Source organism: Phytomonospora sp. NPDC050363 (genome assembly GCF_040655735.1).
Taxonomy (GTDB): domain Bacteria; phylum Actinomycetota; class Actinomycetes; order Mycobacteriales; family Micromonosporaceae; genus Phytomonospora.
The window spans coordinates 595,394-615,487 of sequence record NZ_JBFAKK010000002.1 but is presented as its reverse complement, the minus strand read 5'-3'; the positions used below and the strand labels follow the sequence as shown (position 1 = coordinate 615,487).

Genomic DNA, 20,094 nt, shown 5'->3' with positions numbered 1-20,094 from the left:
GTCTACGGCTTCGCGGGTTCGTCGTCGAGGCCGCCGAACACGTGCCGCACGGCGGCGTCGACGGCGGAGGTGAGCTGCTCCTCGTCGAGACCGTCGGCGAGCGCCGCGCGCAGTGCCTTCACGAGTTGCGGGGCGAGCTGCTTGACCAGTGTGGTCGACAGTCCATTGAGGCTGGTGCGTACTTCGGTGACGGCGGCGAGGATCGCGGCCTCGCGGGCCTTCGCCTGGTCGAGTTCGGCGCGCACCGTCTCGGCCGTTTTCAGGGCGTTCCCCGCGACGGTGGCCGCGCGCACGGCGTGGTCACGGGCGGAACGGATGGTGTTGGCGGCGGTCCAGTACTTGTTGTCGGGTTCGTCCTTGAGTGCCAGGTCGGGGGCGGGGATCATGTCCGAGCGCCAGATCTTGGCGACGTCGGCGTCGGTAAGGGCCACGTCGGATCCACTCTCCTCTCCGAGGATCACCGACAACACGTCGGCCATCGCGGACTTGCTGGTGGCGAACTTGCGGCGAAACGAGATGTGGACGTGCCACAGGTGGCTCGGATCGCTTGTCGCCGAACGGTTGTAGTAGGTGTCCCAGCCGCAGACCTTCTTGCCGTCGACGGTTCCGTAGAACTCGCGGACGACGTTGAGGCGGGGGTCGGCGGCGTCTTTGGCCGACGCCATGAGGCGGCCGGTGACCAGCTTCATGCCCTTGGTGTCGAACGTGACGTCGAGGGCGCTGGCGGCGTCGCCGTCGCCGGCCTTGTCCTCGGCGAGCTGGCGGGAGTAGTCGGTCTTCGGGAGCTTGTTGCGGGCGCGGTGGTATCCGTACGTGTGGGCGCTGTCGCCGACGATGCCGGACAGGACGGCCTTCGGGATCTGGTCGACGATCTGGGTCGCCAGCCAGCGGATGGCTTCGGGAGCGTATTCGGCCACGACTGACCTCCCCTTTCATGTTCTCAGTGGGCGCGGCGGGGCCGCGAGATACATCCCCGTGCGGGGCTGCCCGCTCCGCCCGCGACTTCTGCCCCGCCGCCCTCTGCCCTTTGAGGAATGTCAGACCCACCACCTACTCTCCGTATCAGACCGACTCCACAAAGAGAGGACCGATCATGTTGTACATCGAGGCCACCCCCGAGGACACCGAGGCCTACGTCTCCCGCTCCGAACTCGCCCGCCGCGGCTGGACGCAGTCGATGATCAGGGACCTTCTGGGCCCGCCCGACCAGGAGCACCCGAACCCGGTGATCAGTACGCGCGCGCCGATGCGTCTGTACGCGCTGTCGCGGGTGGGGTCGCTGGAGTCGACGCCGGAGTTTCGCGTCCGCCGCGAGCAGGGCCGCGTCCGCTCTGAGCAGGCCGTCGAGCAGGCCGCCCGGCAGCGCGAGCGCGCGGTGACCGAGGCGGAGGCGATGGAGGTCGAGGTGCCGATGCACCCGCCGGACGAGTTGTCGCGGTTGGCCGTCGCCCACGAGCGGGACCGGCCCCTGACCGACGAGCGCCTGCACGGCTGGCAGGTCGCCTACCTGCGTTCGCGCATGCCTTCACCGGAGATGCTGATGGACTCGCTCGCCGGACGGCCGGGCCGCCGGGAGGCGACGCGGCTGCTGCGGGGGCGGATCGCCAGGGCTATCGGGCAGGCATATCCGTGGCTCTCCGAGGCGGCGTGGGGGCCCGGTCAGCGCCGCCGGCGCGGCTCTCCGACCGGGGGCAGGCAGCCGTACCCACCGCCGCCGCCCGAGGCGACCTCGGCGGCCAACTCGTAGCGATTGCAGCACTTCTTTCCGATCACGACATCCCGGAGGTGGGCGTATAGGTACATGAGGCCGAAGGCAAGACCGTAACGCCGCCACTGGGCGTCGCGGTGATGCGTCTCGTGCTCGATGAGGCCCCGCCGCAGCCGAGTGGGATCGTGCGCGGTCACGAAGGTGTCGCCGAGCTGGGTTCCGCCCTTGGCATGCAAGCGAAGGCGGCCCTCTCGGCACACCCGCAGGCCGCCGACCGTGGCGCACTCGCCGCCCGTCACGCCGATCAGGCGCTCCACAGCGCTGCCCAGCAGCCGCGACTGCGCGGCTGCGCACCGACGGAGAAGGGTGGGGCGGGCGCGGGTAGGCGCTGGGGCCGGCGAGGCAGGTTCCGGTGGCGCGGGGCGAGCTGGGCTCGGCGACGCGGTGGCCGCAGTGGGCACAGTGGACGCAGTAGACGCGGGTGGTAGCTGCCGTTCCGCCGTGGGCACCGTGCGCGTCGTGGGCGCGGGTAGGCGCTGCGGCTGCGGCTGCGGCTGCGGCTGCGGCTGCGGCTGCGGCTGCGGCTGCGGCTGCGGCTGCGGCTGCGGCTGCGGCTGCGGCTGCGGCTGCACGATAGGCGCAGTGGGCGCCGAACTCGCCTCCGCGACACGCTGCGGCTGCGCGGCGGGACTGGGGCTCGGCGAGGCGCTGGCCTGTGCAGCGGCTCCGCGGTCCTGGCTCGGCTGCGCGGTGGGCACGAGTGGCGCTTGCGGCTGCGCCGTGGACGCAGGGGCATGCAGCGACTCCGCCGCAGGGAGCGAACTGGGCCGTGCGGAAGCTGTGCGGTCTCGGTTCGGCTGCGAGCTGGACCGTGCGGAAGGTGCGTAGTCCTGGTTCGGCTGCGCGGTAGGCGCGGGCTGCGGCTGCACGATAGGCGCAGTGGGCGCCGAACTCGCCTCCGCGACACGCTGCGGCTGCGCGACGGGACTGGGGCTCGGCGAGGCGCTGGCCTGTGCAACGGCTCCGCGGTCCTGGCGCGGCTGCGCCGTGGGCTGTGCGGGGCGGGGACGTTCCTGTCTCGGCGGCGCGGTGGCTGCGGTGCCCGCAGTGGGCGTGGGCGGTGACTGCGTCCGCGCGTCGCGCGCGGGGCCAGGCGGCGACCCCACCGTGCGCTGCGGCTGCGGCTGCGGCTGCGCGGTGGGGCCGGGACTCGGCGGCCCGCTGGGGACCGGCGGCACCCCAGGCTGCTCGGCAGCGGCGCGGTCCGGGCTCGGCGGGGCAACCGTCGGCGCGGCCCGGCCTTCGGGCAGGGCCGGGGGTGGAGGCGTGGGTGGCGGCGTGGGTGGCGGCGTGGGTGGCTCCACGGCCATCGGAGCCTGCTCACCGGACTGACCGGCGTGGGGCGCGGGCGACGCGCCGGTCGGTGTGTCCGCCTGCCCTGCGGGCGGCGGGACGGTCGATGTCGCCGCCGAGCCTTCGGCCGGGGGCGGCTCGACGATGGACACGCCGCCGGGTACCACCGACGCGGGCGGCAAGGTCGTGGGCAAGGTGACGGAGACGTCTGGGAAGGGAGACGTTCTCGACTCCGTTGTCGGCGACCTGGTGTCGTGCGCGGAGTCGGCCGGTCCGGTGTGGTCCGGGCTCGTGGTGATCGCTGTGTCGTCGGCGATCCCCATGGTCGTGGCCGACGTCGTGTCCACGTCGGACTCACCGGGCTCGCCCGGCACGTGGGGCGCACTGGCGTCCGCGCCAGCCGCCACGCCGAGCGCGGTGTCCTGCGGCGGCCCGTCCGCTCCGGCGGGTTCGATCGTGTTCATCGCATGGGTCCTCCCCGACGGCCCAGCCCACATCCAGTGTGCCCCGGCCGAGGCCCCACGCAGTCCGCCCCTACCCCCGCGCGTACCCGTACAAGAACACCCGCACCCCTGCCCGCACGGCGTCCTCTATTCCCGCCTCGCCTTCCCGGCGCCGAAACGGCACCGCTCCGCGCGCCAGCATCAGGAAGTGCGTCGCCGCCAGCCCCGCCGCTTCCGCCGACAACCCGGCCCCGGCCCCGGCCACCGGCCCAGCCCCAGACCCGTCCCCCGCAGCCCCCGCTCCCGAACCAGGCCCAACCCCCACCCCACCCAGCAACCCCCGCGCCCCGAACTCCGCCAGCCGCCCCGCCAGCAGCTCCTGCACCCGCAGCGGTCCCGTCCGCCGCCAGATCCGCACCGCCTCGGCCGGAATGCTCCCCGCCTCGGCGTCCAGGTGCCGGATCAGCGCGATGTGCTCCCCGTAGTCGCGCCCGGCGGGGTCGGCGAGGTCCACCGCGCAAGCGACCAGCACCTCCTCCAAACCCTCGACGTCAAAGACCTCCCTGCCGAGGTGCCTCTCGATGATCTCGCCGTGGATCCCCGCGACCCGGGCGGTGCTCTCCTCCACGACCGTCACGAACAGCGCCGCCTTGTCCTGGAAGTGGTTGTAGATCGTCCTGGTCGACACGCTCGCCTCGGCGGAGATCGCGTCGATCGAAGCGCCCACGTATCCGTCGCGCGCGAAGACGGTCAGGGCACCGCGCAGAATGTCGCCGCGCTTGCCCGGCTGACCACGGCCCGCCATGTGTCCTCCATCACCTCGACATGGCAAGTACAACGATCGTTGTAATACTTGCCATGCACGTTGTACTTTACCTTCCCGACCTTGCCCGACCAGGAGTCCATCATGATTCGCATCGCCGCCATCATCGGCACCACCCGCCCCGGGCGCCGCTCCGCCGGCGTCGTCGACTGGGTGAAGCAGGCCGCCGACGCGCACCTCGACGGCCGCGACGTCTCCGTCGAGATCGTCGACGTCGCCGAGTACCGACTCCCCCTGCTCGACGAGGTCTACCCCGCCATGTGGGGCCGCTACGAGAACGCCCACACGCAGCGGTGGGCCGAGACCATCGCGTCCTACGACGCCTTCGTCTTCGTCACCCCCGAGTACAACCACGCCGTCCCGGCCTCCCTGAAGAACGCCGTCGACTTCCTCTTCGCCGAGTGGAACGACAAGGCCGCCGGCTTCGTCAGCTTCGGCTCCTCCGGCGGCGTCCGCGCCGTCGAGCACCTGCGCCTGGTCATGTCCGAACTCAAGGTCGCCACCGTGCGCTCGCAGGTCGGCCTCTCGGTCTTCACCGACTTCGAGTGGACCAACCCCGGCTCCCCCGACGACCTCGGCGTCGTCAAACCCGGCGAGCACCAGCTCGCCGCGCTGCACTCGATGCTCGACGAGCTGACCGCCTGGGCGGGCGCGCTCAAGTCGCTGCGCGTGTCCGCCGTCGCCGCCTGACGAACGCGGCCGACAGCACGCCCGAGCGGCGCCGGGTGGCCCCGTGCGGCCACCCGGCACAATCGGGGAATGCCTGACGCCTCCTCCTTCTGGCGAGCCGTACTCCTCGGTGGAGCCGTCGGCGACGCCCTCGGCGCCCCGATCGAGTTCCACTCGCTCGCCGACATCCGCCGCGTGTACGGCCCCGAGGGCATCACCGGCCTGGTCCTCCACCACGACGGCCGCCTCGGCGCGATCACCGACGACACGCAGATGGCGCTGTTCACCGCCGAGGCGGTCATCGGCGCCCGCCGACGCCTCGGCGGCTACGGCATCGCCAACTTCCAGGCCGCGCTGTTCTACTCCTACTTGCGCTGGCTGGCCACGCAGGGCCTGGCCGCGACGCTCCCGCCGGGCGATCGGCCGCTCCAGAAGCGCGGCCTGCTGTGGGACACGCCCGACCTGCACCACGTCCGCGCGCCCGGCAACACCTGCGTCGGCGCGCTCTCCTCGGGCCGCTACGGCACCCGCGAGGACCGCATCAACAACTCCAAGGGCTGCGGCGGGGTCATGCGGGCCGCCCCCGGCGGTGCCTTCGACGCGGGTGTGGCCATCGGCGCCGTCACCCACGGGCACCCGACGGGCTGGCTGGCGTCGGGCGCGCTCGCCGGGATCATCGGCGTCCTGCACAACGGCGGCACCCTCGACGAAGGGCTCGACGAGGTGCAGGCCCGCCTGCGCAAGGAGGAGCACGGCGGCGAGACCTCGACGGCCCTCGACAAGGCCCGCCACCTCGCCACCCGAAGCCACGAGGACGAGGCCCTCGTTCTGGAGCAGATCGGCGGCGGCTGGATCGCCGAGGAGGCGCTGGCGATGGGCGTCTACGCGGCCCTGCGCGCCGAGGGCGACGTCCGCGCCGGCCTGCTCCTGTCGGTCAACCACTCCGGCGACTCCGACTCCACCGGCTCGATCGCCGGGAACCTGCTGGGCGCCATGCACGGCGAGGCCTCGCTGCCCGCCGACTGGGTCGGCGAACTGGAGGCCCGCGAGGTGATCGAGCAGGTCGGCACCGATCTGGGGCGAAACCCGGGCGAGACGTCCGACGAGACCTACCCGTACATGTGAACGAGTGGCGAAAAGCCGGGTGATCAGTCACGCTGGTGCGGTTGCCGAGTAAGGAGTGAAACGACCGTGACCGATAACCCTCTGCTCGTCCCCAGCGCCCTGCCGTACGAGTTGCCGCCCTTCGCCGACATCCGCGACGAGCACTACGGCCCGGCGTTCGAGCAAGGCATGGCCGAGCACGCCGCCGAAGTGGCCGCGATCGCCGAGCGGCCCGAGGCGCCCACCTTCGAGAACACCATCACGGCCATGGAGCGTGCGGGCCGCACCCTCGCGCGCGTGTCGGCGGTGTTCTGGACCCGGGTGGCCAGCGACAGCAACGAGGCGGTGCGCGCGCTGGAGACCGAGATCTCCCCGGTGCTGGCCGCCCATCAGGACTCCATCCTGCTCAACACCGCACTGTTCGAGCGGATCGAGGCCCTGTACGCCGAACGGGACACGCTCACCGACCCCGAACAGCGCCGCCTCCTTGAGCGCTACCGCACCGACTTCGTCCGCGCCGGCGCCGCGCTGCCCGCCGAGAAGACCGAGCGCCTCAAGGCCCTCAACACCCGCCTCGCCGAGCTGGCCACGGCCTTCGACCAGAACCTCCAGGTGGAGACCAACGCCGCCCTGGTCGTCGTCGACGACGCCGCCGAGCTCGACGGCCTGAGCGAGGGCGCGGTCGCCGCGGCGGCGCGCACCGCAGCCGAGCGCGGCCACGACGGCAAGTACGCGCTGAGCCTGAGCCTGTTCACCGCGCAGCCGGCCCTGTCCTCGCTGACCAACAGGGAGTTGCGCCGGCGGCTCTACGAGGCCTCCGTCGGCCGCGGGGTCACCGGAAACGCCGAGCTGGTCGTGGAGATCGCGAAGCTGCGCGCCGAGCGGGCCGCGCTGCTGGGCTACGCCACCCACGCCGACTACATCATCGCCGACCAGACCGCCGGCACGGTCGAGGCCGTGCTCGGCCGGCTGGAGCGGATGGCGCCCGTCGCGCGCCGCAACGCCCTTGCCGAGGCCGAGGAGCTGTCGGCGGCGATGCCCGAGGGGTCCACCCTGGAGCCCTGGGACTGGCCCTTCTACGCCGAGCGCGTGCGTCAGGAGCGCTACTCCCTCGACGACTCCACGACGCGCCCGTACCTCGAACTCGGCCGGGTCGTGGAGGACGGCGTCTTCTTCGCCGCCAGCAAGCTGTACGGACTGAGCTTCACCAAGCGCGAGGACCTCGCCGGCTACCTGCCCGAGGTCGACGTCTACGAGGTCTTCGACGAGGACGGCTCGCCGCTCGGGCTGTTCCTGGCCGACTACTACGCCCGCGCGTCCAAGCGCGGCGGCGCGTGGATGAACAGCCTGGTGCTCCAGTCGCGGCTGTTCGGCACGAAACCGGTCGTGATCAACAACCTCAACATCCCGCGCCCGCCCGAGGGCGAGCCGACGCTGCTGACCTTCGACGAGGTCCGCACGACCTTCCACGAGTTCGGGCACGCGCTGCACGGCCTGTTCTCCCAGGTGACCTACCCGCGCTTCGCGGGCACCGCGGTGCCGCGCGACTTCGTCGAGTACCCCTCGCAGGTCAACGAGATGTGGGGGACCTGGCCGCAGGTGCTGGCCAACTACGCCCGGCACCACGAGACCGGTGCGGCGATGCCCGCGGAGTTCGTGGCCGCGATGGAGGCCGCCGAGCAGTTCAACGAGGGCTTCCGTTCCGTTGAGTACCTGGGCGCGGCGCTGCTCGACCTGGCCTGGCACCGCCTCGCCGAGGGTGACGAGCCCGGCGACGTCGCGGCCTTCGAGGAGGCGGCGCTGGAGGCCGCGGGCATCACGGTCCCGGCGATCCGGCCCCGGTACAAGACGACCTACTTCCAGCACATCTTCTCCAGCGGCTACAGCGCGAGCTACTACGCCTACATCTGGAGCGAGATCCTCGACGCCGACACCGTCGAGTGGTTCAAGGAGAACGGCGGCCTGCGACGGTCCAATGGGGACACGTTCCGGGCGAAGCTGCTCTCGAAGGGCGGCAGCGTCGACCCGCTGGGCGCCTTCGCCGACCTGCGCGGCCGCGAGCCCGACATCGAGCCGCTGCTGAAGCGTCGCGGCCTGACCGCCTAGCGCGCACCGGATGAGAACGGACGGCCCGCGTTTTCCGGCGACGGGCCGTCCGAGGTGACGGTGGCGCGTGCGGGCCGTTGCCGCGCCACCGTCGACATCTCAACGCAGGTCGGACCCTCTACGGTTGGCGGGCAGTGACCTAGCTCACTTTTCGGTCGACGTGGCTCGCGCGCCCGTTCGCGTGACGGTGGTACAACTCAGGGATGGCCCGACATCCCCGCACCGGCAAGGAATCCCGCCCGCTGCGGCTGCGCTACGGCTGGCACGTCGTCACCTGGCTGTGCACCGGGATCGTCGTGACGGCCGCGGTCGCGGTCCTGCTGTGGCTCGCCTTCGGGTCGCCCGATCTGCGCGGACCGGTGGAGGGCGCGCAGCGCTTCGACGTCGTCAAGCTGATCCTGACCGTCGCCGGGAGCGTCACCGGCGGCGTCGGCGCGGTGGTCGCGCTCGTGGTGTCCTACCGCAGGCAGCACCAGTCCGAAGCGGCCGAGCGGCGGGAGGACACGCGGCTGTTCAACGAGCGCTACCACCAGGCCGCCGAGCAGCTGGGGTCCGACAAGGCGGCGGTGCGGATGGCGGGGGTCTACGCGCTGTCCGGGCTGGCCGACGACTGGGACGGCGGCCGCGCCAAGTGCGTCGAGGTCCTCTGCGCCTACATGCGGATGCCTTACGCCCCACCGGGTCCCGACGACGAGGAGGACGTCGAGGTGCGCCGGGAGAACCGCCGCCGCAACGAGGAGCGGCAGGTCCGGCGGGCGATCCTGGACACGATCGCCGAGCGCCTGCGTCACGAGCCCGGCGAGCAGACCTGGCACGGCCGGTCCTTCGACCTGCGCGGCGCCGTGATCGACGGCGCCGAACTCGACGGGATGCGGCTGCGCGGCGCGGTCCTGCGCTTCGACGGCGCGACCTTCCGCGCCGGCGAGTTCCGCCTGCGGCGCACCTCGATGGAGGGCGGCGCGATCCACCTGACCGGGGCCACGTTCGGGCCGGGCGGGAAGGTCCTCATCGCCGCCGACGGTCGCGGCGACGTGTTCGCCGAGGACCTGCGGCTGACGGGCGGCGCGCTGAAGGTGACCGGCGCGACCGTGCACACCGGCGAGGACCCCGCACCGCGCGAGCAGCCGACTTCGTCACCTCCGGCCCCGCGGGAGGCCGCCGAGTGACAGGCTGAACACATGCCTGACCTCACCGATCTCGGCTTCGGCGTCGGACACTGGACCGACGCCGAGGCGCGCACGGGCTGCACCGTGATCCTGTGTCCGGAGAACACCGTCGCCTCCGCCGAGGTGCGCGGCGGCGCGCCCGCCTCCCGCGAACTGGAACTCCTCGACCCGCAACGGATGGTGTCCACAGTGGATGCCGTGTTGCTCACCGGCGGTTCGGCCTTCGGGCTGGCCGCCGCCGACGGCGTGATGCGCTACTGCGAGGAGCGCGGCCGGGGTGTGCCGACTCCCGGCGGCAGAGTCCCGATCGTCCCCGCCCTGGCCCTGTTCGACCTGGCCGTCGGCGACTCCTCGGTACGGCCCGGCCCCGACGAGGGCTACGACGCCTGCCTCGACGCCGAGGCGGGATCCTTCTCCACCGGCCGGATCGGGGCCGGCACCGGCGCCTCGACCGGGCACTGGCGCGGCCCCGACGGCATGCGCCCGGGCATGATCCAGACGGCGACCTTCACCGCCGGCGACCTGATCGTCTCCGCGCTGGTCGTCGTCAACGCCTTCGGCGAGGTCGACGCCGACGGGACCGCGCTGGCCGCCCACGCCTCGGCGATGGGCCCGGGCGGACTGTTCGCCTCGGCGTCGTTCACGAACACCACGATCGGCTTCGTGGCGACCAACGCGCGGCTCGACAAGTCCGGCTGCCTGATCCTGGCGCAGGGCGCGCACGACGGGCTGGCCCGCGCGATCGTCCCGCCGCACACCAGGTTCGACGGCGACGCGTTCATCGCCGCCTCCGCCGGGGATGTCGTCAGCGACCTGGACACCGTGCGCATGCTGGGCGTCGCGGCCGTCGAGAAGGCCATCCGCGACACCGCCCCGACAGGAAAGGGAGCAGCGTCATGAGCCGCGCCGTACTGATCACCGGGGCCTCGGGCGGGATCGGCCGCGCCATCGCGCGCGCCTTCGCCGGGGCCGGGGACCGCGTGGCCGTCCACTATGGAGGCAACCGCTCGGGCGCCGAGGAGACGCTGGCCTCCCTGAACGGATCCGGGCACGCGATCGTGTCCGGCGACCTCGCCTCGCCGCAGGCGCCGCCGGAGATCGTCGCGGCCACCGTCGAAGCGCTCGGCGGGATCGACGTGCTCGTCAACAACGCCGCCCTGATGGTCGCCCACCCGATCGCCGAGGTGACCTATGAGGACTGGCTCGACGCCTGGCGGCGCACGGCGGCGGTGAACCTGCACGGGACCGCGAACCTGTCCTACTGCGCCGCGCGCGAGATGATCGCCCGCAAGACCGCCGGCCGCATCGTCAACATCGGCTCGCGCGGGGCCTTCCGCGGCGAACCGGCGCATCCCGCCTACGGCGCGACGAAGGCGGCCGTGCACGCCATGGCCCAGTCGCTGGCCGTCGCCCTCGCGCCACATGGCATCGGCGTGGCCTCGGTCGCGCCGGGCTTCATCGCCACCGACCGCGTCTCCGCCCGCCTGGACGGTGCGGAAGGGGCCGCGATCCGCGCACAGAGCCCCTTCGGCCGGGTCGGCGAGCCCGGTGAGGTCGCCTCGGCCGTGCTCTGGCTGGCCTCGCCGGATGCGTTGTGGGCCAGCGGAACCGTGCTCGACGTCAACGGGGCCTCATACCTGCGGACCTGAAGGGCGAGCCCGGCCGGACCGATCGCCGGCGGGACCCCGGATGTGAGCGGCGGCCGGTCCAGCGCCTCGCGCGCGGGGCCGGTCTGCCCGCCCGGGCAGTCCTCGCCGCCTCCACCACGTCACGAAAAGGCCGCATCCCGCCACCCCGCGTCACTAGCCTCGGAGCCTCACGACGCCCTGGAGAGCCCATGGACCCGCAAGGCGCGCCCGGCTGGAAGTTCAACCCGCCGCCCGGCTGGCCGACCCCTCCGCCGGGCTGGCGGCCGCCGCCGAACTGGCGGCCCGACCCGTCGCTGCCCCGGCCACCGGAGGAATGGGCGTGGTGGGTCGCCGACGAGCCGGTCACCGGCGCGACACCGGTCCCCGTCGCCGAACCGCTCACCCCGCTCCCCCGCCCGCGACCGTCACCACATCCGCAACCGGCCCACTCTCCCGAACCCCTCACCCCGCGGCCGCCTCGCCACCGCGCCCCCGAGGAGCCCTACCCGGCGCCCACCCCCGAGACCGCCGCCCTCGCCGCGCAGGCCGAGACCCTCCGCCGGGAGGTCGCCGCGCTGAGCTCGCAGCTCATCCAGCTGCGCCGGACGGTCGCCGACACCACCGACATCGCGATGCTCCAGGAGATCGGCGTCTACGAGTACACCCACCCGCTCGACACCGCCGCCGCCTACCAGGAACGCCTCGGGCTGCTGAAGGACCACTACCGCACCCTGGCCCGCGGCGGCCGGGCCGTCGGCCGCGCGACCGGCTTCCACCTCAACAACTCCGCCGCCGAGGGCGAGCGCATGCTCAACGACTTCTCGAAGCTGATGCTGCGCGCGTACAACGCCGAGGCCGACAATCTCGTGCGCGGGATGAAGCCCTTCAAGCTCGCCGCGGCGACCGACCGTCTCAACAAGACCGCCGAGACGATCGCCAAGCTCGGCAAGCGCATGCAGATCTACATCACCACCGAGTACCACCGGGCGCGTGTCGAGGAGCTCTCGCTGACCGCCGACTATCTCAGCCGCAAGGCCGCCGAGCGGGACGCGGAGCGGGAGGCGCGGGCGGAGGCTCGTGAGCGGGAGAAGGCCGAGCGCGAGTTCGAGCGGGAGAAGGCGCGGCTGCGCAAGCAGCGCGACCACAACCTGACGGCGATGGCGAAGCTGGAGGCCAACGGCGACGTGGAGGGCGCGGCGGCGCTGGCCGCCGAGCTCGACCGGATCAACGCCGACATCCAGTCGGTGGAGACCCGGGAGGCCAATGTGCGGACCGGTTATGTCTACGTCATCTCCAACATCGGCGCGTTCGGTGAGCGCATGGTGAAGGTGGGGATGACGCGGCGGCTCGATCCGATGGACCGGGTGCGGGAGCTGGGCGACGCGTCGGTGCCGTTTCGCTTCGACGTGCACGCGCTGGTGTTCAGCTCCGACGCGGTGAGTCTGGAGTCGCGGCTGCACAGGGAGCTCGACGACCGGCGGGTGAACCGGGTCAATGTCCGGCGGGAGTTCTTCCACGCCACGCCCTTGGAGGTGCGGGCGATCCTGGAGCGGTTGAGCGGGGAGCACCTGCTGGAGTTCACCGAGGTCCCCGAGGCCGAGGAGTGGCGGGCGAGCCGGGTCGTCGCCGAGTGAGCGGCGTGCGGGCCGGGCGCGTGGAGCGCCCGGCCTCGCCGGTCAGGCAGTGCGGACGTGCTCGGGGACCGTGGTGGTGAGCACCCATTCGGGGCGCGCCTCGGTGGCCTCTTCGGGTGGGGAGTCCAGCGTCAGCAGGGTTTCGCCGCGCTCCTCGTCCACAATGGCCAGGCGGACGTCGTCGGGCGCGTAGCGCAGGCGCGGCACGGCGTAGACGGCCGTGGCGGGCCTGCCGTCCCAGCGGGCGCTGTAGACGAGGAAGCGCCACTCGCCCTCGTCCCAGTGTTCGCCGAGGTCGGAGTGGAGTGCGGCGGCGGTGTGCCGGTAGACGCCGCTGCGGATGAGCTGGGTGACGGTGGAGTCGAGGGGGATCTCGAAACCGCCGCCGGCCAGCGGGTGGGTGAGCCGGTTGTGCAGGCGGCGCAGGGGAAGCAGCCAGCGGTGGTCCAGTTCGGAGGAGAAGCCGGCGACCAGGAGCGCCTCGGCGGCCAGGACGGCGGCGAAGACGACGGGTGCGTCGGCGGCGGAGGTGTACCAGGCCGTCGACGGCGCCCAGGCGAGCGCGGCGGCGGAGGCGGCGAGCAGGACACCGGCGCGGGCGAAGGCCCGCCGGCCCACGCGTGAGGGTTGGGCGCCCATGCATCCGCAGGAGGAGGTCGGTGCGGCGACCTTGGCGTAGGCGAGGTATCCGAGGAACCCGGCCGACAGGGCGGCGCCGGCGGCGGGTTCGATCCACAGTGGAGGCGGTGCGATGAGCGCCGCGGCGATGAGGAGTTCGAGGACGCCGAGTGCCTTGTAGGCGCCGACGGCGCGGTTCTCGCCGACCAGGCCCGGCAGGGCGGTGCGGCGGGCTTCGGCGGCGGCGAACCTGCTGAACAGTTTGAGCGAACCGGACCACAGCAGCACCCCGCCGATGAGCAGGGGCTGGAGCGCCGCGATCGTGTGCAACATAAGGAATCACCTCACGAAGAGGTGGCCGGGTGGGTACAGCCGACGACCCACCCGGCCACGGATCAGACGGCGGCGTAGACGGTCGAGATGGTGATCTCGTTGGTGTCCGGGTGCCAGGCACCGATCACCTTGACGTGCTTGCCGGCTTCGAGCATGGACATGTCCGAGACGGCGGGGGTGTTGTTGTAGACGGCGGCGGAGCGGCCGTTCTCGACGTGGGCGACGACTCGCTGGCCGTGGTGGTCGAGGTTGAGCGATCCTTTGCCGATGGAGTCGACATGGGCGTTGAGGTTGACGATGTTGACCCACAGGGAGTCGGCGGCGAGGGTGCCGTCGGCCAGCCGGAGGCCGCGGGCGTAGAGGCCGTCGCCGACCTTGACCTCGTCGAAGGTCGTGGGGTTGAGCTTCCAGATGCTGGTTCCGTTCGTGACCCGGATGCTGTGCAGCGATCCGTCCGAGCTGGTCACGAACAAGACGGTGTCGGTGATGCCGGTGATGCGGCCCTCGACGAAGTTCGGGTCGGGGTCGCCGGGCTTGATCTTGGCGCTGGCGCCTTCTGCCGCGAAGACGTCTTCGGGGGACAGGGAGCCGAGGGCGGTGGCTCCGACGATTCCGGCGGCGCCGCCGAGGACGGCGCTGGTGAGCAGCTTGCGTCTGTCCATGGTCTCCGTCCTCAGGTGATCATCGCGGGCAGCAGCCCGGTCGAGAGACTGCCGATCGCGCTGTACGCCGAGGGCGTGAGGTCGATGACCCGGTTGCTTCCGCACACCGAGCCACAGCAGGTCCGCTCACCGCAGAACAGGTCGGTCTGCGGGCCGCAGTCGGCGATCGACGTGGCGATCGCCTTGCCGTTGCAGCGATTGGTCGTGGTGTGCACGTGGCCGCAGGTGCGCCGGGCGAGGTTGTCGCCGCAGCGGTCGGGCCTGGTGATGTCCAGGCACGCCTGTGAAGTGTTGGGCCACGCGTGCTGTCGATTGCCGGAGTGACAGGTGCCGCAGGCGCCGCGGCCGACGGTGCCGCATGGGCCCCAGGCATTACCGCAGCAGAACCAGGAGACCTCGCCGTAGAGGGCCGCCATGGATCCTCCCTTCAATGGGTGGAAGATTCCCCGCCGTGAGGAGCGGGGACCTGGGCGTGATGGCCATCGACGCTGGTCACCATAGTGTCGGCGAAAAGCTACCCAAGTCAATGAGTTCGGCGTAAATTTCCTACCTTGGGGGCAAGATCGTCAGAAAGCGTCCACAGCGGACGGATACATCCTTAGTCGTACCGGGCTCCTTCCCTGGTCGCAGGTCCGTGCGCGCCGACTCGCCCACCCTCGCTCCTTCCGCCGGGCGAGGCGCGGCGGCCGTGTCGCCGGGACGCTGGAGACATGAACACGCGACTGCTCACCGCGCGCGCCGTCACCTGGGGCGGGGCCTTCCTCTTCCTCGCCGCTCCGCTGTACCTGCTGCTGAGCGGGAACGGCGAGGTGAAGACCTCCACTGACCCCGGCGCGCCGACGATGTCGCCGGCGGTGGTCGTGGCGCCGCTGGCGATCGGCCTGGTCCTGACCTGGCTGATCCCGCCGCGCACACCCCGCCTCGAAGCGCCCGTCGTGCGGCCGATGCGCGAGACGTGGTTGATGGTCGCCTCGGCCGTCGCCTTCCCGGTCATCGCGGGCGGGGTCGTCCTGGCGGGCGTCCCCAACGGCGGGTGGTACGCGCTCCTCAAGCTCGGGGTGCTGCTCGCGGTGCCGCTGACCGCGCTGCTCCTCACGCGCGGAAGCGGCCCGCCGAAGCAGCGCTGGCACGGCCTGTGGCGCTGGCTGTGGCCGCTGCCGGCGGTCGCGGTGTGGGCCTACACGGAGTACTTCAGCCCGCTGAGCGGTCCCGCACTCGACCCGGCCGACTACCCCGACCTCGTCGAGACCGCGATCATCGCGACCCTCACCTTCCTGACCGCCTCGGTCCTTGAGGAGGTGTTCTACCGGCGCTGGCTCCAGACGCGGCTGGAAGCACGCCTCGGCACGACCGCCGGCGTCATCCTCGCCTCGCTGCTGTTCGCCGCGATGCACATCCCCACGCACCACCCGCACACCGACCCGGTCGCCAACATCGCCGGCGTCATCGCCTTCCAGGGCCTGTTCGGACTGTTCGTCGGATCCCTGTGGGCCCGCTACCGCAACATCTGGATCGTCATCGCCGTGCACACCGTGACCAACGCCGCCTCGCTCATCCCCCTGTACGTCAGCTGACGTACGGCGAATACGCGCCGCCGCCGATGGTCGCCCGGCTCCGGCGCCCATACGCTCGGCCCATGCCCGCAATCCTCGACCGCACGCTGCTGGTGGACGCGGTGATCGCCGCCGGTCTGGCCACGGCGACGGCGATCACCCAGATACCGGCCTCGGAGAACCAGGGGGTCTTGTTCACCGACCCGGCGGGCTTCATCGTCATCGTCGTGTCCGGCCTGGTGCTGGTGATCCGCCGCAAGTTCCCGCTGACCTGCCTCGGGCTGGTCTTCGCCGGGACGATGCTCTACCTCTGGCTCGGCTTCCCCTACGGCCCGATCTTCCTGCTCATCGCGCTGGCCATCGGGACGGTCGGCTGCGAGACGCCGCCGAAGGTGTCGATACCGGTGACGGCCGTGGTCTTCGCGATGCACACACCGCTGACCATGCAGCCGCAGGGCGATGACGACCCGGCGATGGTCAACATCGCCATCAGCGCGACCTGGCTGATCCTCCCCCTCGTCACCGGCATCGCGTGGCGGCTGGCGAAGCAGGCGCGGGCGAAGGCCTCCCGGGAGGAGCTCGGCCGGCTGGTCTCGGAGGAGCGGCTGCGCATGTCGCGCGAGGTCCACGACGTCGTCGGGCACAGCCTCGCGGTGATCAGCATGCACGCCGGCGTCGCGCTGCACGTCATCGAGCGGCGCGGCGGGCACACGCCCGCCGAGGTCGTCGAGAGCCTGCGGACGATCCGCGCGAGCGGCCAGGAGGCCCTCGACGAACTGCGCGCGACCCTCGCGCCGCCGCCCCGCGAGGAGCCCGGCAAGGCCCCGCCCAGCGGCCTGGACTCCCTGCCCGAAGTGGTGGACAGGCTCTCGAAAGGCGACCTGGAGGTCGCGCTGACGATCGGCGGCGAGCGCGGCCGGATACCGTCCACCGTGGACGCCGCCGGTCTGCGGATCGCGCAGGAGGCGCTGACCAACGTGGTGCGGCATTCGAGGGCCCGGACGGCGGAGGTGTCGGTGATGTACGCGCCGGGCCTGGTCGAGGTCGTCGTCGGCGATGACGGGATCGGCCACGACGGCGGTGCTCGCGGCGGGAGCGGGCTGGCGGGGATGCGCGAACGGGCGTCGGCGCTGGGCGGCGCGCTCGAAGTGGGCGCGGGGCCCTCGGGCGGCTTCGTGGTGCGGGCGCGGCTGCCGTACGGGAAGGTGTAGTGGTGACACCGATCCGGCTCGTGGTCGCCGACGACCAGTCCCTCATCCGGTTGGCGCTGCGCGTGCTCATCGGGGAGGAGGACGACATCGTGCTGGCCGGGGAGGCCGAGGACGGGCAGCGGGCGCTGGAGCTGATCGGGCGGGAGAAGCCCGACGTGGCGCTGCTCGACGTCCGGATGCCGGCGATGGACGGGCTCGACGTGCTGCGGCGGGTGTGCGCGGACCCGGCGCTGTCGGGGACGCGGGTGGTCATCATGACGACCTTCGACATCGACCAGTACGTGTTCGAGGCGCTGTCGGCCGGAGCGGCGGGGTTCGTCACCAAGGACACCGATCCGGCCGAGATCCTGCGGGCGGTGCGTGTCGTGGCGGGCGGCGAGTCGCTGCTGTCACCGGCGGTGACGCGCAAGGTCATCGGGCACTTCCACTCGCGCCCGGGCGAGACGGCGAGGGATCCGCATCCGCGGCTGGGGTCGCTGACCGCGCGTGAGCGCGAGATCCTCGGCTGGGTGGCCACCGGCCGCTCCAACGACGAGATCGCCGAGCGGCTGGTGGTGAGCCCGGCGACGGTGCGGACCCACATCGGACGGTCGATGATGAAGCTCGGGGCCCGCGACCGCGCGCAGCTGGTCGTGTTCGCCTACCGCTCGGGTGTCGAGATCCCCGACTGACCCCGTACACCTGCGGCCGTAGTCCCCGTAGTCACCGGTGCGCACGGCGAATGCCGCAGTGAGGCTGACGACGGAGAGACGCGCGGAAACGAGTCTGGGCACCAGTTGTTCCCGCATACGGAAGGTGCCCCTCATGTCCCTTTGGCAGCGCGTCGCCGCCGCGCCCGGAACCCGCCTCGGCAAGTGGCCGGCGCTGGCGGCCTGGGTCCTGCTCGCCTTCGTCGGGCTGACGCTCGGCGGCGAGCTCGACTCGGTCACCACCGACGAGCAGACCGCCTGGCTTCCCGGTGACGCCGAGTCGACCCGGGCGGTGGCCCTGGCGTCCGCGGAGTTCCCCGACAGCGGCGGTGATCCGCTGATCGTCGTCTACGCCAGGCCGGGCGGCATCACCGACGGCGACACCACGGCCGTCGCCGCCGACCTGGCGGCACTGTCCACTATGGCCCCGGCGGGGAGCGAGGTGCCGCCGCCGATCCCGTCGCAGGACGGCGAGGCCCTCATGATCGTCGTCCCGGTGCCGCCGGAGGCGATCGCCGAGGACAACGTCGAGGCCATCGTCGCCACGGCGAAGGAGGCGGTCGGAAACGGTCTCCCCGCCGGACTCGACGCGCGGCTCACCGGCCCCGTCGCCGCCGAGGCCGACTTCGGCGCCGCCTTCGACGCCGTCGACGGCGCCCTGATGGCGGTCACCGCCGCCGTCGTGGCGCTGCTGCTCCTCATCACCTACCGGTCCCCGCTGCTCCTGCTGCTGCCACTGGGATCGGTGGCGCTGGCGAGCCAGCTGTCGAACGCGATCGTCTACCTGCTCGCCGACACCACCGGCATGGTCGTCAACCCCCAGAACAGCGGGATCCTCACCGTGCTGGTCTTCGGCGTCGGCACCGACTACGCCCTGCTGCTGATCTCGCGCTACCGCGAGGAACTGCGCCGACACCGCGACGCCTACGCGGCCATGCGGGTCGCGCTCCCGCGCAGCCTCCCCGCGATCCTCGCCTCGGGCGCCACGGTCGTCCTGGCCATGCTGGTCCTCGTCTTCGCCGACCTGAACTCCACGTCGAGCCTGGGACCGGTGGCCGCCGTCGGCGTCGCCTGCGGGTTGCTGGCGATGGTCACCCTCCTGCCCGCGCTACTGGTCCTTTGTGGACGCCGGGTGTTCTGGCCGCTGGTACCCGCGTACGACCCCGCACACCAAGGTGAGGCCGCGCCGAACCGGATCTGGTCGGGCGTCGCGCGCTTCGTCCGCGCACGGCCCCGCGCGGTGTGGGTCACCACCGCGCTCGCGCTGGCCGTCCTGACGCTCGGCGCGACGAGCCTGTCGGGCGGGCTCGACCAGAACGACGTCTTCACCACCAAGCCGGACTCGGTGCGGGGACTGGAGCTGCTGGCCGCGCACTACCCGGCCGGTTCAGCCGACCCCGTCGAGGTCTACGTTCCGGCCGCGCAGCGGGCCGCCGCCACGGCCGCCGTCGAGAACACACCCGGCGTCGCCGAACTCCTCGAAGCCGAGGTCTCCGCCGACGGCTCCTGGATCCGCCTGCCGGCCCTCCTCGCCGACGACCCGGGCACGCAGGCCGCCGAGGACGTCGTCCTCGCCCTGCGGGGTGAACTCGACACCGCGGCGCCCGAGGCGCTGGTCGGCGGCACCACCGCGAGCAACCTCGACATCGGCGTGACCATGGACCGCGACCTGGCGCTGGTGATCCCGCTGGTGCTGCTGGTCGTCGGACTCGTCCTCGTCGCGTTGCTGCGGGCGGTCGTGGCGCCGCTGCTGCTCCTGGCCAGCGTCGTGCTGTCCTTCGGCTCCGCCCTCGGCGCGACCGGCCTGATCCTCAAAGCCCTGGGACACCACCGGATCGACGGCACGATGCCGCTCATGGGCTTCCTGTTCCTGGTCGCCCTCGGCGTCGACTACACCATCTTCCTCATGAGCAGGGCCAAGGAGGAGGCCGCCGTCCACGGCCACCGCGAAGGGATGTCGCGGGCGCTGACGGCCACCGGCGGCGTCATCACCAGCGCCGGGATCGTGCTGGCCGCCACCTTCTGCGTCCTGGCGGTCATGCCCGTGGTGTTCATGCTCCAGATCGGCGTCGTCGTCGCCGTCGGCGTCCTGCTCGACACCTTCGTCGTGCGCTCGCTGCTGGTCCCCGCGCTGTCCCTCGACGTCGGCCGCGCGACCTGGTGGCCGGGCCGCCTGGCACGGCGGCGGGCCGTCGCACCGGAGACGCGCGAACCGGTCCGGGCGGGCTGAGCATGCCGAGCGGCCGTCGGAGAGCCTTCCGGCGGCCGCGTTCAGACGCTCCTGCCTCGGCGGACACGAGGTGGCACGAAAAAGGGAGAGCAGTGCTCTTGACAGAGAGCACCGCTTCGGGTTGACTGCTCTTAACAGAGAGCACCGCTCACTGAAACGTTTTC

The 20,094-nt window shown here is 72.1% G+C and carries 17 protein-coding genes; 12 read left to right on the top strand and 5 right to left on the bottom strand.

Annotated elements, in window-relative coordinates; translation table 11 throughout:
- Window positions 1-2: 2 nt before the first annotated feature.
- Window positions 3-917, bottom strand: a complete 915-nt coding sequence (locus tag AB0I28_RS07360; protein ID WP_357490553.1) for a hypothetical protein — start codon at window positions 915-917, stop codon at window positions 3-5.
- Window positions 918-1,093: 176 nt separating this feature from the next.
- Here AB0I28_RS07360 and AB0I28_RS07355 point away from each other — a divergent pair, with 176 nt between their 5' ends.
- Window positions 1,094-1,747 (top strand): hypothetical protein, encoded by a 654-nt coding sequence (locus tag AB0I28_RS07355; RefSeq protein WP_357490551.1) that lies wholly within the window; start codon window positions 1,094-1,096, stop codon window positions 1,745-1,747.
- Window positions 1,748-3,595: 1,848 nt separating this feature from the next.
- Here the strand turns inward: AB0I28_RS07355 and AB0I28_RS07350 are convergent.
- Window positions 3,596-4,309 (bottom strand): helix-turn-helix domain-containing protein, encoded by a 714-nt coding sequence (locus AB0I28_RS07350; RefSeq protein ID WP_357490549.1) that lies wholly within the window; start codon window positions 4,307-4,309, stop codon window positions 3,596-3,598.
- 102 nt (window positions 4,310-4,411) lie between these two features.
- Between AB0I28_RS07350 and AB0I28_RS07345 the strand changes: the two genes are divergently transcribed.
- The 7 genes from AB0I28_RS07345 to AB0I28_RS07315 all read left to right on the top strand — a co-directional run bounded on the left by AB0I28_RS07345 (window position 4,412) and on the right by AB0I28_RS07315 (window position 12,634).
- Entirely contained in the window at window positions 4,412-5,017 is a 606-nt protein-coding gene (locus AB0I28_RS07345) for an NADPH-dependent FMN reductase (protein WP_357490547.1), read from the top strand.
- A 69-nt stretch (window positions 5,018-5,086) separates the two neighbouring features.
- On the top strand, window positions 5,087-6,121 hold the full coding sequence (locus AB0I28_RS07340) for an ADP-ribosylglycohydrolase family protein (protein ID WP_357490545.1): 1,035 nt from the start codon (window positions 5,087-5,089) through the stop codon (window positions 6,119-6,121).
- A gap of 66 nt (window positions 6,122-6,187) precedes the next feature.
- Window positions 6,188-8,206 carry a M3 family metallopeptidase gene (locus AB0I28_RS07335; RefSeq protein ID WP_357490543.1) on the top strand — a complete coding sequence of 673 codons (2,019 nt, stop codon included), beginning with the start codon at window positions 6,188-6,190 and terminating at the stop codon, window positions 8,204-8,206.
- A gap of 203 nt (window positions 8,207-8,409) precedes the next feature.
- On the top strand, window positions 8,410-9,372 hold the full coding sequence (locus tag AB0I28_RS07330) for a hypothetical protein (protein WP_357490541.1): 963 nt from the start codon (window positions 8,410-8,412) through the stop codon (window positions 9,370-9,372).
- Window positions 9,373-9,384: 12 nt separating this feature from the next.
- Window positions 9,385-10,272 carry a P1 family peptidase gene (locus AB0I28_RS07325; RefSeq protein WP_357490539.1) on the top strand — a complete coding sequence of 296 codons (888 nt, stop codon included), beginning with the start codon at window positions 9,385-9,387 and terminating at the stop codon, window positions 10,270-10,272.
- Complete coding sequence (locus AB0I28_RS07320; RefSeq protein ID WP_357490537.1) at window positions 10,269-11,021, top strand: SDR family oxidoreductase; 753 nt, start codon at window positions 10,269-10,271, stop codon at window positions 11,019-11,021. Before AB0I28_RS07325 ends, AB0I28_RS07320 begins: the two co-directional genes overlap by 4 nt.
- A 188-nt stretch (window positions 11,022-11,209) precedes the next feature.
- Window positions 11,210-12,634, top strand: coding sequence for a DUF4041 domain-containing protein (locus tag AB0I28_RS07315; protein WP_357490535.1), 1,425 nt, complete (start codon window positions 11,210-11,212; stop codon window positions 12,632-12,634).
- Window positions 12,635-12,676: 42 nt separating this feature from the next.
- Here the strand turns inward: AB0I28_RS07315 and AB0I28_RS07310 are convergent, their stop codons facing one another.
- The 3 genes from AB0I28_RS07310 to AB0I28_RS07300 form a co-directional block, all read right to left on the bottom strand.
- Complete coding sequence (locus AB0I28_RS07310; RefSeq protein ID WP_357490532.1) at window positions 12,677-13,585, bottom strand: MauE/DoxX family redox-associated membrane protein; 909 nt, start codon at window positions 13,583-13,585, stop codon at window positions 12,677-12,679.
- 62 nt (window positions 13,586-13,647) lie between these two features.
- Window positions 13,648-14,247, bottom strand: coding sequence for a cell wall protein (locus tag AB0I28_RS07305; protein WP_357490528.1), 600 nt, complete (start codon window positions 14,245-14,247; stop codon window positions 13,648-13,650).
- Between the two features lie 11 nt (window positions 14,248-14,258).
- A complete protein-coding gene (locus AB0I28_RS07300; RefSeq protein ID WP_357490525.1) occupies window positions 14,259-14,663 on the bottom strand; it encodes a hypothetical protein in 405 nt (134 codons plus the stop codon).
- Window positions 14,664-14,957: 294 nt separating this feature from the next.
- Between AB0I28_RS07300 and AB0I28_RS07295 the strand changes: the two genes are divergently transcribed.
- From AB0I28_RS07295 to AB0I28_RS07280, 4 genes are all read left to right on the top strand, one after another.
- Window positions 14,958-15,821, top strand: a complete 864-nt coding sequence (locus AB0I28_RS07295; RefSeq protein WP_357490521.1) for a type II CAAX endopeptidase family protein — start codon at window positions 14,958-14,960, stop codon at window positions 15,819-15,821.
- A 62-nt stretch (window positions 15,822-15,883) separates the two neighbouring features.
- Window positions 15,884-17,011 (top strand): histidine kinase, encoded by a 1,128-nt coding sequence (locus tag AB0I28_RS07290; RefSeq protein ID WP_357490518.1) that lies wholly within the window; start codon window positions 15,884-15,886, stop codon window positions 17,009-17,011.
- A gap of 2 nt (window positions 17,012-17,013) precedes the next feature.
- Window positions 17,014-17,682, top strand: coding sequence for a response regulator transcription factor (locus AB0I28_RS07285; RefSeq protein ID WP_357490516.1), 669 nt, complete (start codon window positions 17,014-17,016; stop codon window positions 17,680-17,682).
- A 133-nt stretch (window positions 17,683-17,815) separates the two neighbouring features.
- Window positions 17,816-19,930 carry an MMPL family transporter gene (locus AB0I28_RS07280; RefSeq protein WP_357490513.1) on the top strand — a complete coding sequence of 705 codons (2,115 nt, stop codon included), beginning with the start codon at window positions 17,816-17,818 and terminating at the stop codon, window positions 19,928-19,930.
- Window positions 19,931-20,094 lie beyond the last annotated feature (164 nt).

Coding starts and splice junctions, on each gene's coding strand:
- AB0I28_RS07295 (WP_357490521.1), top strand. CDS start 14,958: ATGAACACGCGACTGCTCACCGCGCGCGCCGTCACCTGGGGCGGGGCC.
- AB0I28_RS07330 (WP_357490541.1), top strand. CDS start 8,410: ATGGCCCGACATCCCCGCACCGGCAAGGAATCCCGCCCGCTGCGGCTG.
- AB0I28_RS07325 (WP_357490539.1), top strand. CDS start 9,385: ATGCCTGACCTCACCGATCTCGGCTTCGGCGTCGGACACTGGACCGAC.
- AB0I28_RS07290 (WP_357490518.1), top strand. CDS start 15,884: ATGCCCGCAATCCTCGACCGCACGCTGCTGGTGGACGCGGTGATCGCC.
- AB0I28_RS07315 (WP_357490535.1), top strand. CDS start 11,210: ATGGACCCGCAAGGCGCGCCCGGCTGGAAGTTCAACCCGCCGCCCGGC.
- AB0I28_RS07280 (WP_357490513.1), top strand. CDS start 17,816: ATGTCCCTTTGGCAGCGCGTCGCCGCCGCGCCCGGAACCCGCCTCGGC.
- AB0I28_RS07305 (WP_357490528.1), bottom strand. CDS start 14,247: ATGGACAGACGCAAGCTGCTCACCAGCGCCGTCCTCGGCGGCGCCGCC.
- AB0I28_RS07355 (WP_357490551.1), top strand. CDS start 1,094: ATGTTGTACATCGAGGCCACCCCCGAGGACACCGAGGCCTACGTCTCC.
- AB0I28_RS07345 (WP_357490547.1), top strand. CDS start 4,412: ATGATTCGCATCGCCGCCATCATCGGCACCACCCGCCCCGGGCGCCGC.
- AB0I28_RS07350 (WP_357490549.1), bottom strand. CDS start 4,309: ATGGCGGGCCGTGGTCAGCCGGGCAAGCGCGGCGACATTCTGCGCGGT.
- AB0I28_RS07310 (WP_357490532.1), bottom strand. CDS start 13,585: ATGTTGCACACGATCGCGGCGCTCCAGCCCCTGCTCATCGGCGGGGTG.
- AB0I28_RS07320 (WP_357490537.1), top strand. CDS start 10,269: ATGAGCCGCGCCGTACTGATCACCGGGGCCTCGGGCGGGATCGGCCGC.
- AB0I28_RS07340 (WP_357490545.1), top strand. CDS start 5,087: ATGCCTGACGCCTCCTCCTTCTGGCGAGCCGTACTCCTCGGTGGAGCC.
- AB0I28_RS07300 (WP_357490525.1), bottom strand. CDS start 14,663: ATGGCGGCCCTCTACGGCGAGGTCTCCTGGTTCTGCTGCGGTAATGCC.